This window comes from Variovorax glacialis (assembly GCF_051216375.1).
Classification (GTDB): Bacteria; Pseudomonadota; Gammaproteobacteria; order Burkholderiales; family Burkholderiaceae_C; genus Variovorax.
This window is the reverse complement of the sequence record NZ_JBPJZT010000004.1, coordinates 567038-580566: the sequence shown is the minus strand read 5'-3', so window position 1 is coordinate 580566 and position 13529 is coordinate 567038. Positions and strand designations below refer to the sequence as shown.

The following is a 13529-nucleotide window of genomic DNA, read 5'->3' as shown; positions in this document are numbered from 1 at the left end:
GTTGGTGTCGCCGATGTCGGTGTTGCCGAAGACGAAGGCATCGAGCAGTTCGCCCGACGGGCCCTTGGCGTAGCGGCTGGTGTAGTCGGAGAGCACGCCGGCCGTGGGCACGCCGTAGGCCAGCGTGTTGGCCGTGGCGTTGCTGCGGTTGTCCAGGCTGTTGTAGGCCGGGTCGGCCCAGGCCGCACCGCTCACGCGGAAGCCGTACTTCTTGTCGACCACCAGGTCGAGCTCGCTCAAGAGGTCCAGGCGGTTCGCGATCAGCGAATGGTTGCTGAAGTTGCGGTCGCCGTCATCAAAGTTCGGGTTGCCAAGGATCGCCTTGTCCTGGCCTTGCACCCGCTGGCCCAGGTTGTAGCGCAACGTGTTGTCCCAGCGCAGGACGACGTCGGGGTTGCCGGTGTCGATCTCCATCGCGTGGGTGATCGGGGCCATGGCGAAAAGAGCCAGTGCGGCGGCGGTCACCGCACTGAGACGATGGATGCTGGCAGGGGCGCGAAAGACACGGTGGGGCACGAAAAAAGTCTCCTCGGGGGTTTGCGATGGATGGCGGGACTTGGCTGCCCGCTCGATGGTTGAACTCGGTGATGAACTCGGTGGATGGACAGGGTCAGCAGTAGCCCATCTTTCGGGCGTCGATCAGCAGCACGCGGCGCAGCAGGGAGCGCGACAGGCGGCGCAGGTGGTACAGCGGCCTGGCGAACGGACCGACCAGCACGAACTCGCGGCCGCTGCGCACGGCATCGACGATGGCGTCGGCGACGACGTCCGCGTCGACGCCCTTGGCTTCGTAGTACGCCTGCAGCCTGGCGAGCTGCGCGGGATCCATCGACGGCGAAATGTTGGCCGCGCTGCGCGTGATGGCCGTGTTGATGATTCCGGGGCAGACCACCGTCACGCCGACGCGCGATTCGCGCAGCCGAAGCTCCAGCGAGAGCGATTCGGACAGGCCGATCACGGCGGACTTCGACGCCGCATAGATGCTCATGTTCGGCGCCGGCGCGACGCCCGCCACCGAGGCCACGTTGACGACGCGGCGAGGGCCGCCGGCATCGTGCATCGCCGGCAGGAAGGCGCGCAGGCCATGCACCACGCCCATCAGGTTGATGTCGATCGTCCTGCGCCAGGCCTCCGTGGGGCTGTCGAGGAAGGCGCCCAGGTAGCCGATGCCGGCGTTGTTGACCAGCACGTCGACCGGGCCCTCCTTCGCATGCACGCTCTCGGCAAAGCGCTGCATCGCCGCCTCGTCCGACACGTCGACACCGAAGGTGGTGCAGCTGCCGCCAGCGCCGCACACCGCAAGGCGCACGGGCTCAAGCCGGGCCGCGTCGAGGTCGCACAACACCAGGTCTGCACCATGCCTTGCAAAGGCGATCGCAGTCGCGCGGCCGATGCCCGAAGCGGCGCCGGTGACCAGCACGCGCTTGCCACGAAGATTCCGGATGCTCATGCCCAGCCACGCTCCAGGTACTTCCAGCCGCGCCGGATCGTGGAGACAATCGCCGTGCCCGAGCAGTGGTGCCCGGCCAGGATCGAGGTGCTGATTTGGTCGTCGAACATGGGAGTTGCTTCCGAAATTCCGGAAGAGGTGAATGGATGCGGATGGCGTACATGGATGATCGAAAAAGTGGCTGATTTCCACAAAGTCACTTGCCGACACTTGCTTGTCAATTTCCGACAAGCTGGTGGATACCCACCCCTCTGCGGAGGCCCGCGATGACGGCTACGCCCAAGCGCGTCCCGGTGCGCTACCTTTCGCTGTTGCTGGGCTTTCTGGCGGCGCAGAAGGTGGACACCACCCGTCTGCTGGAAATGGCGCAGATCGATGCGAGCCGCTTCGACCGCGCGGACGGCATGCTGCTGCCGACGGAGGTTGAGTCCTTGATCGAGGCCGCCTACCGCCTCACGGGCCGCACCGATCTCGGCTTCGAAGCCGGCCGCCTGATCAAGCTCAATTCGCACGACCTCCTCGGCTACGCCATGCTCAGTTGCCGTGACCTTGACCACATGCTGCGACTCACCAGCCGCTACTACCACTTCATCAACGAGCTGTTCACGATGCGCTACCGGCGCGGGCCCGACCGTGGCGAGGCCGTGTTCAGCCCGGTGGTCGCGATGCCTGTGCAGACGATGCGTTTCATCATGGACGTGATCGCGCTGTCGGTACAGAACCAATTCGAGATGCTGTTCGGCCCCGACACGCCACCCTACGACATCCGCATGGGGATGCCGCCCCCCGAGCACCATGCGCGCTACGCCACCCTGGGGGCAGCGCGCTTTCATTTCGATGAGGGCGCCTTGCCCGGTGTCACGCTGTCGATCGAGAGCGCCCTGCTTGATCGGCCGATGCCGATGGCGGCGCCGCAAGTGGTCGAGCAGGTCGAGGAGCGCATGCAGTCCCTGCAGCGCCGGCCGGTTCCGGACGCGGGCTGGGGCGATTACGTCGCCATGCTGCTGCGCGAATCACAAGGGCAGGTCACCCTCGATGACATCGCGCAACGGATGAACATTTCCGCGCGCACCATCGACCGCAACCTCAAGAAGGAACATCTGAACTTCCGTGACCTGTCGCAGCAGGTGCGCTTTGAACGTGCACGCGAACTGCTCGGGCAGCCAGGGGCGACGGTGGCACGGGTGGCCGAGCAACTCGGCTTCAGCGACGCGGCGAACTTCAGCCGAGCCTTTCGGCGCTACGCCGGGGTGACGCCTGGCGAGTTCCAGCAGCAGGCCGCTACGGCGCAGGACAAATAGGGCGCAGGCCGGTCGCAGAGCGCGTCAGCGCAAAGACCAGCCAAGCAACAGGAGTCCACTGGCTGCGAGCCAGCTTCCGGCAACGCGGGCGATGCGTCGCGCCAGCAGCCTCGACGTGCCGGTCGCGACAAAGGCTGTTGCCAACGTGGCGAGCACGGCCACGGCGAGCACCGTGCCGGCCAATCCCCGTAATCCGAGCGAAGTCTGGGCCATCGCCGCTCCGCTCTCCACGCCGAGCTGTGCACCCACGAAGAGCGCCAGCCACGCCACCACGCGTACCGACAGCGCAGGATCGATCGCAGCGAGCACACCAAGCACCACGAGCGGCAACCCAGCGAAGCGCCCGAGCCAGGTCGGTACTCCCGATGCCGCCACGGCAGGCGCGAGGCCTGCAGCCCCGCACACGGCCCACGCGCCCAGCAGCGCCAGCAACGCGGCGCGCCCGTGTTCGCGCCCGCGCAGCCCGCTAAGCAGTGCCAGCGCGAGCACGGGAAGCACTGCCTCGGGCGTGACGAAGAAGTGGCCGATGCCGTCGTAGAAGGGCCCTAGCCCTGTTTCGACCAGATGCGCATCCGCCCGCGACGCCAGGCCCCACAGGCAAAGCGCCATGACCGTGCCGCGAACCCCCGGCCCCTTGACTTTCACTGAAGTGCCTGCCGCATGAAGAAGAGCCCCGCGACGCCCACCGCACCGCCGGCCACGCGCAGCGCCACGCGGCCCGAAGGCCAGCGCTGCAGCACGCCAATCAGGATGCCGACCGCGTGCAGGCAACCGGTGGCAACGACGAAGCCCAGGCTGTAGAGCAGGCCGCTCTGGCCGGGCGGCAGCTCGGTGCCGTGCGCGTGACCGTGGAAGATCGCGAAGCAGCCCACCAGCACGGCGGCCAATGCCAGCGGGACGCGTCGCCCGCTCAAGATCGCACCACCCAGCGTCAGCGCCGACGCGGCGATGCCGATCTCCACGCCCGGCAGTGGCACGCCCAGCAGTCCGAGCAACCCGCCGATGGCCATCACGAGCGGAAAGGCGACCGGCAGCACCCATATCGCAGGCGCGCCGAGCTGCGCCCCCCACAGGCCGACGGCCACCATCGCGAGTACGTGGTCCAGGCCCGAGACCGGATGCGACAGCCCGGCCAGGAAGCCGGTCGCCTCGCCCGCCTCCACGTGCGCGAAGGCGGATCGCGCCAGCCCGAACAGCAGCACGAACACGAGAAGACGGGCGCATGAGACGGCGGGCTTCATTGCGCCCCCGGGAGCATCAGCATCACGCGCTGGACTGTCCAGAACGCGCCGAGCGAACCGACCACATAGGCGGGCGCCAACCGAGCCCACGGCGGCCAGACGATGTCCAGCGCCTTGAACGCGCGAACCGTCAGCAGCATGAGCCCGACGAACGCGAGTTGGCCGATCTCCACGCCGATGTTGAACATCAGCAAGGCCAGCGGGATGTCCCGCGCCGGCAATCCCACGTGGACCAGCCCGCTCGCGAAGCCGAGTCCATGCAGCAGGCCGAACATGAACGCCACCACCCAGGGGTGGCGGATCGTGAACGTGCTCTCGCCCCGCCGGGCCTTGATGACCTCGGGACCGAGAAACAGGATCGACAGCGCGATCGACGCGTTGAGCGGCAGCGCCGGCACGTTCACGCCGCCCAGGGTCGCCAGCGCCAGCGTGATGCTGTGCGCCACCGTGAAGGCGGTGATCGTCTTGAAAAGCATCCATGGCGAGCGCACGAGCAGCAACAGGCCGAAGACGAACAGCAGGTGGTCGACGCCGAGCACGATGTGCTCGATGCCCTGCTTCAGGAAAGTGATCGCCGTCGCCCCGCGTCCGCGCGAGACAGCGACTTCGAGCCATGGCATCGACGGGCGGATCAAGCTGGTGCTCGAAGCGCCGTCAGCGGTCTGCACGCGCGCGAGCACATCGGTGATCGTGCCTTGCAGGCCGACGACCTCGACGCGCCGGCCACCGAGTCCGCTCGGCACTTCGATGATGCGGCGCTCGACGACCGAGTCGGGAAAAGTGCGTTCGCTGGGCGCGGCGATGGTGCGCACGTCATCGGGGAACTGGAGCTCGACCGGCAGGCGCGCGCCCGCGGTCAGCGGCGTCCTCCACAGCACGTCGTAGCGCCCCTGCGCGGTCTCGGTGATCTCGAGGTAGGCCGGACGCGAATCGTGCGCCTGGGCGGTGCCGAGGCAGCAGCATGCGACCAGCAAACCGAGGAGCCAGCGGATGACAGACATCGCGATGCTCAAGGCCGAGGTGCCACCCGCGACGCGTCGGCGGCCGGCTTCGCGCCAGTGGCCGTCGCAGGTGCCGGACGCGTATCGGACACCACCACCTCGTAGCGCCCTCTCATGGCCTCGTACATGGACCGCTTGGCATCGGCGCGCTGTTGCGCAACCCACTCCTGCTTCACGTCGGCTTCGACCTCTTCATAGGCGGGCACGCGTCCCGGGGTCAGTTCCTCCACAAATACCAGGTGCCAGCCGTACCCCGACTCCACCGGACCCTGCCACGAGCCCGGCTTCATGGCGACCAGCGATTCCGCGTACTTGGGACCGAACAGCGCCGCGACCTGTTCGGCGGACTGGTCCACGTAGCGGTCCTGGAACATGAAGGGATCGGCGCCAGCGGCCGCAACCGTCGCGCCTGCATTGCCGAGCCGCGACAGCGCCCGCTCCGCATCGCCGCGTGCGGCGCCTTGCCGCTTGTCGGGCGAGTAATAACGGTGCGTGAAGGTGAGGCGCGGCGCCAGTGCGAAACGCTGCCCGTTCTTGTCGAACCACGCCCTGAGCTCATCGGGCGTCGGCTCCTTCAGCGCAGAGAGGTCTTCCGCGACGAACTCCATTTTTTGCGCGAGGCGTCGCTTGATGATGGTGTCGTCCTTGTCGAGCCCGAGCGCCATTCCTTCGCGATAGAGAATCTCCTCGCGCACCTTCGTCTCGATGAGGTTTGTCATCTCGCGCTCCGTCGGCATGGGGCGACCCTGCGCGCGCCATGTGAGCGTCATCTGCACGAGGTCGTCCGACGTGAGCACGATCTGGTTCGGCCTGGCCTCGACATGCGCTTCGGTATTGCTCCAGGCATAGAACACGTAGAGAAGCGTGCCGATCAGCAGGAAATGCAGGAGCGGTTCGCGCAGCCATCTGCCGATGCGGGATGTCGGGGGGCGCTGGGCGGCGGCTTCTGTGTTCGCTGTGTGCATCGAAGGTTGTGGCTAGGGCTTCACCCGGCTCTCGACCCATGCCACACCGGCCTTGGCCTCGGGTCGTGGATTGCGCCGAAGGTAGCCGAGGATGGTCAATTGGGCGTGCGGCGACATCGGGGCGTCTGCCTTGAGCAGGGCGACGTATTCGGGCGCGAAGTCCCACATCTGCCATTGCGCGAGGTCGCCCGCGGCAAGCCCCGCTGTCGGGCTGCGGCGCGCAATCAGGCGGCGATAGGTATCGACCACGCGGGCACGTGGAACGGCCGAATCGTCCGTGCCCATCTCACCGAGGGCGAGGACGGCGGCCCGTTGTTCTTCGAGGCTGCGCTGGCGATCGAGCAGATAGCGACGTTCGATCCAGTCGACGCGGGAAGGTCCGCGCAGTTCGAGATCGGCCGCCAGGAGCGACGCGAGATTCGTCGCGTCGCGCGCTTTCCACAAGGCGTCGATGCGACGCTCCAGCACGTCCGCATCGCCAGCATCGCCGGAAAGACCCAGCAGCAGGTAGTACAAGTCGCGGCGGTCCTCCAGCTTGGGGTCGGCGAGCCACCGGCGCACCGCCCGCACATCGATGCCGGCCTTGACCGCCCGCATCGCGCCGTAGTCGGTGCCTGCGATCTCGCCGTAGGCAATCTCGGCCACCATCGCGTCCGGGCTCTCCAGCGACGGAAGGAGGAATGCCACCCGCGCCTGCTGCTGGGGCCTTGTCAACAGCCGCGCCGGTCCGCCCGCAGCGAGCTGTCGCAGCCACTGCGCCTGCTCCGCGCCGATGGGGCCCATGTTCACCCACTGCACCCATCGGTCTTCGCGAATCAGCAGCAGCGGCTTGGGCGATGCGGCGGCCGCCGCGTCGACGCGTGCCACGTGCTCGTCGATCAACGCGTTCACCGCCACGCCGCCCTTGACGACGTCGACCACGCGATAAGCCGAGCCCTCGGGCCTAACCAGCACGATGCGCTGCGCATAGGCCAGTTCCTGCGCGCTCATCGTGACCTTGAAGGCGGACAGGCACATCGCGCAGGCCAGCGCCGAACCCGCCAAGGCTCCGAGCACCAGTGCAACCAACGGCCCTCGCAGCCAGCGCCCAGACAGTCGAGCAAGCGCGTTCATGTGATTTCGCTTCGCAACAGCTGCGCGAGCCGACCGTTCAGCGCGGCGCCGCGGCGCTCTTGACGTCGGTGCCGAGGTTGTCGGGCGTCGGCACGATCTCGTAGTTGGCGTAGCCGAACTCGTTGCTGCGCGCCGCCAGGTAGCGGTCGCCCAGCTTGTACACCGCGGTCTCGTAGGTCCTGTTGCCGAACGAGGTCACGATCTTGCCGTTCTTGATGCTGTAGTCGGTCGTGCTGTTGCCAAGGTAGGAGTTGCGCGACAGGTCGCCGAACTCCGAAGGCTGGGGCTTGCGCGGATCGACGTTCATGATCAACAGTCTGCCTTCGGCGCTCCACTGCATCTTGACCACGCCGCCCGTCACGTTGTTGCGCACCCAGGTGAACTTGGTGTTGATCAGGTCCTTGAGCGCCGCGTCGTCGAGGGCTGTCGCGCCCTTCTGGGTCAGCTCGGCCACCGACATGCCATCCGACGGCTTCTTGTCGCCGGCCGTGGGCGTATACCAGATCGGCGACGACCACGCGCGCTCCTGGATCTCCGCAGCGACCGTGGCCGGGGGCGGCAGACCCAGTTCCTTGGCCTGGATCGTGGTCCAGCGCGGCGACGGGATCGCGATGACGCGCGCGTAGTAGAAGGCGTGCAGGCCGGGGTCGAATTCCGGGTCGACCCAGGTGCCCTTGAGTTCGACCGAGCCGATGCTGTTGGTATAGGTGGCCTTGGCAATGTCGACCGTGGTGCCGATCGGCGGCACTTGATGCGTCACGGGGTTGACCTTGCGCTTGCCGGCCCACACGACGTCGTACACCTGTTCGAAGCTCTGGCCGTTCTTGCTCCAGCCCTTGACGATCTGGATTCGGTCAAGGTTGCTCGCGGTCGGATCCTTCACGGCCCAGACGGTGAAGGTAGGCGCCTTGCTCGCCGGTGGCGGCAGGTCACCGCCCATCGGGACGCCCTTGGCGTAGCCGCCCTTGACCCAGTCCTTGACCGCGGTGGCGTCAGCGCCATAGTTCCAGCCACCGAAGAAACGAAGCTTCATCCGCGGGCCGCTGGTGGCGAAGGTCTCCTTGCGCTGCATGCCGTTGAAGAGCGATTCGCGCGTGTTCTCCTCGGCCCAGATGCCTGTGAGCCCGGCCGGGTTCTCGAATCGAATGTCGAGGCCCGCGAAGTTGTGGCCCGCCATGCGCGCCTTGATGTCGCCGTCAATCTTCGCGTGCCCGCCGAAGAAGTTTTCCTGACGGTAGGGCACCGCCGTGTTGTGCGAATCCGAACCGCCGACGAAGCCCATCTTGTAGGGGTTGTAGCCGCGCGTGTCCTGCATCGAGATGCCGTCCTTGAGGGCTTGACGGGCATAGCTGCCGGGAATGGTGACGAAGCGGCCCTGCGGATCGCCGAGCAGATAGTTCAGGATTTCGAAGCTCGCGAACTCGTCGTTGGGCGACAGCAGCGGATGGGTCTCGGACGCACCCTTGATCTGCTTGATCTCGATCAGGCGCTCGTTGCGGTCGCGCGACTCGGCCCAGGCCTGGTCGATCGGCCGGCCCTTGAAGTTGACCTCGGTCGGGTACATGAGCCCGCCCGAGACATTGGCGTTGTGCGAGATCGCGAGAAGCTCATTGCCGCTCTTGCGCTGCGCATCCATCCACACCCAGAGGTCTTCCGGTGCCTGCGAGTCGAGCGAACTGAAAGGCACTTCGGGAACCTTGGCGCAGTCCTTGAAGAAGACGTTGCGGTGCATGTTCGCGAAGTCGGGATTGGAGGTCCACTCGTAGGAGCAGAAGGCGGTGAACTTGCCGGGCCTGTTGGCCGCATCGGCGGCCGCGTTGTTGGATTTCCAGACGGTGCCCGCGATGGCCGGATCGACCAGTTCCTTGACCGGGTCCATCTTGATCATCGACGTGCCGAGCCACAGGTAGATGCGCTGGATGTCGGCAGCATCCTTGACCACCAGTTCCTTGGCGATCGGCAACTTGCTGATGCTCGACCCGGGCGTATTCGCCAGGCGCACCACGCCCGCGTATTCGGAGTGATCGGTCACGCCCATCCAGTCGAGCGGCGTCGTGATCTTGACGTCGTAGCCCATGGGGTGCTTGATCGTCTGCCCCTGCGCGTACTTGTAGGCATCGGCTGGCTCGGTGACCGTGTTGCCGAAGATGTAGGCATCGAACGACCAGCTGGTGTGGACGTGAGTCTCGCCGAAATAGGCTTCCTTCAAGGCGTTGGGGGCGGCGCCGGCAGTGGCGCAAAGAACGCCGAGGGCACCGGCGCCTGCCCAGGCACGACTGAGGACCGGGAACTGCTTTTTCATGGAGTATCTCCGTTCATCGCGGAAACGCACAGGTCGCTCCCCGTTCGCGCGGGGTTGATCGCATATCGGGACGGCGGAAGCGAGCCGCACGATCGCGGTCGACTTTGGCCCGGAGCACCTTGTAGCGCGAAGCGACAGAGGCCGCAAGCTTCACCAAAGGGCAGTAGACGGCATGAGCCGCTTGTAATAAGAATCCTGGCGCGGCTTCTTGACCTCGCCGGTGCGCGTCGCATCTCCTGCGCTCACGACCACTGAATAGACGAGGGTCGCGAACCTTCGCGAACATCGTTGCCCATTGGGGCAGAGCATTTGCCCTTCGCCCCAATACTCTCTTGGCGACCCTGGCAGTAGCCTGAAACTGTCTCATTGAAAACTGCTTCGCAGTCAGGGAATGAACATGCTTGCTCGTATCTGTTCCGTGGGAGTCGTCTTCGCGTCCTGCGCCATCGTCAGCGGCTGCAACAGCTACCCACCCCCGGCGACGATCGGAGGCTACAAGCCACCGGCGATCTTTGGCGGCTTCATGTCGCCCCAGGTGTCTCGCACCAGCTGCATCGATTCGGTCGCCCGCGAATTCAAGGTGCCAAAGTCCGAAGTGACACCGACCAGCGACGCCCAGACCATGGAAGACGGGTTCTACGTCGTGACTCTCAGCATCGGGGCCGGACAGCCGGCCATCAATTGCACCGTCAACGAGAACGGCGTCGTGTCCGATGTCATCCGAGCGCGTTGATCGGACGGCGAGCGAACCCACTGTTTTCATCGTCGATGACGACGACGCTTGTCGTGACTCGATTCGCGAGCTGGTGATTGCGGTCGGACTCACGGCTGCAGTCTTCGCCTCGGCGTTCGAGTTCCTGGCTGCCCTCCAGCCCGGCTGGCATGGATGCCTCGTGCTGGACCTGCGCATGCCGTCGATGAACGGGATCGCGCTTCAGAAGCGGCTGCACGAGATGGGGGTGCACATGCCGATCGTGTTCGTCAGCGGCAGCGTCGATGTCGCGACCGCCGTCCAGGCCATCAAGGATGGTGCCGTGGACTTCCTGCAGAAGCCCTACCCCCAGCAGCAGTTGCTGGACGCAATCCACAAGGCCCTGAGTCCGACCTGACGCTTCGGGAACGCATTTCGCTCGACACCCCGTGACTATGCTGCGACGCAAGCCGCAATCATCCGCACAGGGTCTGCGGCTTCAAGGCGATCGAGGCTCAGGCGGCTTGTAGCACGGCCTCTTCGAAGGAGCGCAACGGCTTGATGAACGGCTCCAGCAGCTTGCCGGACTGTTCGCTCGTCAGCACCTCGGACGGTGCCAGCCTGGTCAGCGTGCGTGCTGCCGGATTCGGCTCCCAGACGTCTTCACCCAGCAGGCGGCATTGATCGTCGTACGGCCAGAACATCTGCATGCCGGGGATGCGGATCAGGTAGTACGCGTTCTCGTCGTCGACCTGGATGCCATTGGCCATCAAGGTCTTGCCGTGCGTTTGCTGGTACATGGTCGACACCGAGGCGATGAAGTTGTCGGCGACCGCGATCTGTTCGTCCTCTGCGTAGAAGATCGACTGGTTCGTCTGCGCCCAGACGGCGTAGAAGCCCTTGACGGATTCGGCGCCTTCGAGCGTGGCGCTGTTGCCGGCCACCTCGAAGTGGTACGTCGGATTCGCGACCGTCATGTCCGGCGCGAAGATCTCTTCGTAGCGACCGGCGATTTCGAGGAAGCGGTGGCGGTGGTAGGCCTCGAGCATGAAGCGATGACGCGGATTGGTCGTCACCTTCAGCAGTTCGTCGATGGCGCGGTTGGTCTTGCGGACGTCGAGATTGGGATTGTTCAGGATCATCATGGACTCGTGTGGTTGGGGGTTCCATGGATCTTCGATCAGCGTCTCTGCCAACGCACGGTCACTTGTGGACACTTCCTAGTCAGTTTTCGCCATTCCGGTGGTTACCCTTAGTCCAGGGCCGCCCGCCGGACCGCGCCGTTCCACACCACCGTGTGCGGCGCATAATCAAACTCGGGCCACCTCCTCCCAAGCATGTCGCGCGAAAGGACCCATCATGATGACACCCCGCATTGCGATCGTTCTCGGCATTGTCTGCTTGCTAGCTCCAGCATTCGCCGCCGCGCAGTCTGGCCAGGCCTCGCGCGAAGAGCGTATGGACGCGGCGCTCAAGGACTACCAATCGGGCAAGCCCGCCCAGACGGCGAGCATGCCTGTGGTGCGCACTAAAAGTGCGCCAGCACATGCCAAATCGCACTAGCGGCCAGTCACTCTGAAAGTGTTGCGCACCGGGCTTCCGCCTCGGTGCGGTTGACGTGGCATCGCTATCCACGATGGTCACTTCACTCCCAAGCGGAAGCACCAGTGTGGCGAAGGCCGCATAGCCCGAGACGCGGTCCTTCTTCGCTTGGAACTCTTCAGGGCGCCGGCACAACCTCGTAGTACACGCCGCTCGAGCCGAAATACGGCTTGTACCAGGTCGGCCCGTACTGGTAGAAGTTGACGCCGTTCACCACCATGCTGCGCGCGCCTTCAGGCAGTGCGGCCACCTGCGTGCCGAGCGGCACGTTGCCCGACGAGACGTAGACAGGCGGCGGAACGACCACGGCGGGCTGCTGCACGATCACCGCCGGTTGCTGCACGACCACGGGCCGATTCGCATCGGCGATCGCCGCGCCCACTGCCAGGCCTGCGACGGCACCGACCGCCGCCCCGCAACCGTAGCAGCCCGCGGGACGGTAGTAAGGGTGATAGCCACCGACCGCGACAGCGCCGCCGCGCCAACCGCCCGCCGCGGCGATCCATGCGTTGGCGCTGGACAGCGGAACGAGAACGCCCGCGACCACTGCGGTGCCGAGTAGAAGTGTCCTGATTTGCTTCATCACATTGCCCCTTTGCGCGGTCACTTGTCCTGGCCCATCTGCTTGAACTCGAGCTTCACGGCGCCCTTCGGGATGCTCGCCTTGAAGGTCTGCGCCGGGACCGGTGCATTGAGCTTCCAGTCGGAGAGTTCCACGGTGAAGGTCGGCTGGCGCTCGCCCGTGCGGTACGACACCACCATCAAACGCGGCAGCTTGTCCGCGGCGCCGATCCACACCTCCCAGTCGAGCCCCGGCGCGGTGAATGCGAGGTGATCGGTCTTGACGCCACCGACGGCCGTCTGCCCGACCCAGATCGCGCTGGTGAAATCCTTGGTGAGGAAGGCATACGGGTCCGCCACCAGGAGATCGAGGAAGGGTGCCGTGGCGTCGGACCCGGGCTGCACGCTCTTCATGAGCGCTTCGAGGGCGCCGCCCGCCGCATCGCGCTGCGCGTAGAACTTGCCGTCGAGCCCGATCACGGTCACGGTCTTGCCGTCGTAGAAGGTGTCGCTCGGGAAGAGGTCGCCACGCGCCGCAACGAACAGCTTGTCGGGCCGCTGCATCACCACGCGCGACGCGGCATTGAGGCTCACGTACTGCCCCGTCGGCGCGGGCGTGGGCACGATGCCACGGACCTTGAAGCTCAGGGTCCTCGCGCCGGTCAGCGTGTCGCTCATGGCCTTGAGAAGCGCGAGGGCCCGTTCGTCCTTGAAGTCCTTCGCGGGCGCGGCCGCCGGCGCTGGCGTTGGCGCTGCCTTGTCCTGCGCCAGGGCAAGGCCCGGGGCCGCGAGCGAAGCCGATGCCGCGAGCAACACGCAGCCCAGGGGCCGCGCGATCCTTCTCAGGTAGAGATTCATTCAATTTCTCCAGAACAGGTTGCGATCTGAAAGGCAATCACGGACGGGCCAGTGGATGGCCTCGCGGACATCGGCACCAGCCTCATTCTTGCGGAAGTACGCTGCGGCGCCAATGCCTTGCGCTCCTCGCCCTTATGTTCGGCACCGAACAGACGCCGACGGCGCCTGCCCATACCCTGCAGTCCTGTTGAATGGGCCAATGCATGCCACTTTCCCTGTTTGCCGCCGAGACGCTCGTGCAGGACTATCTAAATGGCCGGGTGCTCCCCGAGCTTCTGCACTGCGCAGTCGTCATGACGGTCAAGGGCAGGCTCGTGAACGGCCAGGTGCCGGTGATGGATGAAGCGCTTTGCGCCCAGGTGGAGGAGCACGCCACGGCTTTGCCCCCGTGGTCCGCCGAGTCGGTCCTGAAAGCGGCGCGGGATTTCCAGTCGGCGTAGGTAG

At 65.8% G+C, this 13529-nt stretch carries 16 protein-coding genes; 5 read left to right on the top strand and 11 right to left on the bottom strand.

The window, feature by feature from the left end:
• Positions 1 to 516 (bottom strand): DUF1302 domain-containing protein (locus ACSFBL_RS14570; protein WP_435516491.1); only part of this gene is annotated, 516 nt, incomplete at its 3' end.
• Between the two features lie 94 nt (positions 517 to 610).
• Positions 611 to 1450: an SDR family NAD(P)-dependent oxidoreductase gene (locus tag ACSFBL_RS14565; RefSeq protein WP_435516490.1), complete on the bottom strand. Its 840-nt coding sequence runs from the start codon at positions 1448 to 1450 to the stop codon at positions 611 to 613.
• Positions 1451 to 1716: 266 nt separating this feature from the next.
• On the opposite strand from ACSFBL_RS14565, the gene ACSFBL_RS14560 reads away from it, so the two are divergent.
• Positions 1717 to 2751 carry a helix-turn-helix domain-containing protein gene (locus ACSFBL_RS14560; protein WP_435516489.1) on the top strand — a complete coding sequence of 345 codons (1035 nt, stop codon included), beginning with the start codon at positions 1717 to 1719 and terminating at the stop codon, positions 2749 to 2751.
• 24 nt (positions 2752 to 2775) lie between these two features.
• Here the strand turns inward: ACSFBL_RS14560 and ACSFBL_RS14555 are convergent, their stop codons facing one another.
• The 6 genes from ACSFBL_RS14555 to ACSFBL_RS14530 are packed head-to-tail and all read right to left on the bottom strand — an operon-like array spanning position 2776 to position 9373.
• Positions 2776 to 3396, bottom strand: a complete 621-nt coding sequence (locus ACSFBL_RS14555) for a hypothetical protein (protein WP_435516488.1) — start codon at positions 3394 to 3396, stop codon at positions 2776 to 2778.
• Positions 3393 to 3992, bottom strand: a complete 600-nt coding sequence (locus tag ACSFBL_RS14550; protein WP_435516487.1) for a HupE/UreJ family protein — start codon at positions 3990 to 3992, stop codon at positions 3393 to 3395. Before ACSFBL_RS14550 ends, ACSFBL_RS14555 begins: the two co-directional genes overlap by 4 nt.
• A complete protein-coding gene (locus tag ACSFBL_RS14545; RefSeq protein WP_435516486.1) occupies positions 3989 to 4993 on the bottom strand; it encodes a HupE/UreJ family protein in 1005 nt (334 codons plus the stop codon). Before ACSFBL_RS14545 ends, ACSFBL_RS14550 begins: the two co-directional genes overlap by 4 nt.
• An 8-nt stretch (positions 4994 to 5001) precedes the next feature.
• Positions 5002 to 5958, bottom strand: a complete 957-nt coding sequence (locus tag ACSFBL_RS14540) for a peptidyl-prolyl cis-trans isomerase (protein ID WP_435516485.1) — start codon at positions 5956 to 5958, stop codon at positions 5002 to 5004.
• Positions 5959 to 5970: 12 nt separating this feature from the next.
• Positions 5971 to 7071 (bottom strand): hypothetical protein, encoded by a 1101-nt coding sequence (locus ACSFBL_RS14535; RefSeq protein ID WP_435516484.1) that lies wholly within the window; start codon positions 7069 to 7071, stop codon positions 5971 to 5973.
• Between the two features lie 37 nt (positions 7072 to 7108).
• Entirely contained in the window at positions 7109 to 9373 is a 2265-nt protein-coding gene (locus tag ACSFBL_RS14530) for a DUF3604 domain-containing protein (protein ID WP_435516483.1), read from the bottom strand.
• Positions 9374 to 9770: 397 nt separating this feature from the next.
• On the opposite strand from ACSFBL_RS14530, the gene ACSFBL_RS14525 reads away from it, so the two are divergent.
• Positions 9771 to 10106, top strand: a complete 336-nt coding sequence (locus tag ACSFBL_RS14525; RefSeq protein ID WP_435516482.1) for a hypothetical protein — start codon at positions 9771 to 9773, stop codon at positions 10104 to 10106.
• A complete protein-coding gene (locus tag ACSFBL_RS14520) occupies positions 10087 to 10482 on the top strand; it encodes a response regulator transcription factor (protein ID WP_435516481.1) in 396 nt (131 codons plus the stop codon). The genes ACSFBL_RS14525 and ACSFBL_RS14520 overlap by 20 nt, the downstream gene beginning before the upstream one ends.
• A 97-nt stretch (positions 10483 to 10579) precedes the next feature.
• Here the strand turns inward: ACSFBL_RS14520 and ACSFBL_RS14515 are convergent, their stop codons facing one another.
• The gene (locus tag ACSFBL_RS14515; protein WP_435516480.1) at positions 10580 to 11209 is read right to left on the bottom strand and encodes a hypothetical protein; all 630 of its coding nucleotides are present in this window, start codon (positions 11207 to 11209) and stop codon (positions 10580 to 10582) included.
• Positions 11210 to 11423: 214 nt separating this feature from the next.
• On the opposite strand from ACSFBL_RS14515, the gene ACSFBL_RS14510 reads away from it, so the two are divergent.
• Positions 11424 to 11627 carry a hypothetical protein gene (locus tag ACSFBL_RS14510; RefSeq protein ID WP_435516479.1) on the top strand — a complete coding sequence of 68 codons (204 nt, stop codon included), beginning with the start codon at positions 11424 to 11426 and terminating at the stop codon, positions 11625 to 11627.
• A gap of 157 nt (positions 11628 to 11784) precedes the next feature.
• Here the strand turns inward: ACSFBL_RS14510 and ACSFBL_RS14505 are convergent, their stop codons facing one another.
• Both ACSFBL_RS14505 and ACSFBL_RS14500 read right to left on the bottom strand, forming a co-directional pair.
• Positions 11785 to 12249 (bottom strand): DUF6515 family protein, encoded by a 465-nt coding sequence (locus tag ACSFBL_RS14505; protein ID WP_435516478.1) that lies wholly within the window; start codon positions 12247 to 12249, stop codon positions 11785 to 11787.
• A 20-nt stretch (positions 12250 to 12269) separates the two neighbouring features.
• Entirely contained in the window at positions 12270 to 13085 is an 816-nt protein-coding gene (locus ACSFBL_RS14500; RefSeq protein ID WP_435516477.1) for a DUF2092 domain-containing protein, read from the bottom strand.
• 203 nt (positions 13086 to 13288) lie between these two features.
• Here ACSFBL_RS14500 and ACSFBL_RS14495 point away from each other — a divergent pair, with 203 nt between their 5' ends.
• Entirely contained in the window at positions 13289 to 13525 is a 237-nt protein-coding gene (locus ACSFBL_RS14495; RefSeq protein WP_435516476.1) for a hypothetical protein, read from the top strand.
• Positions 13526 to 13529 lie beyond the last annotated feature (4 nt).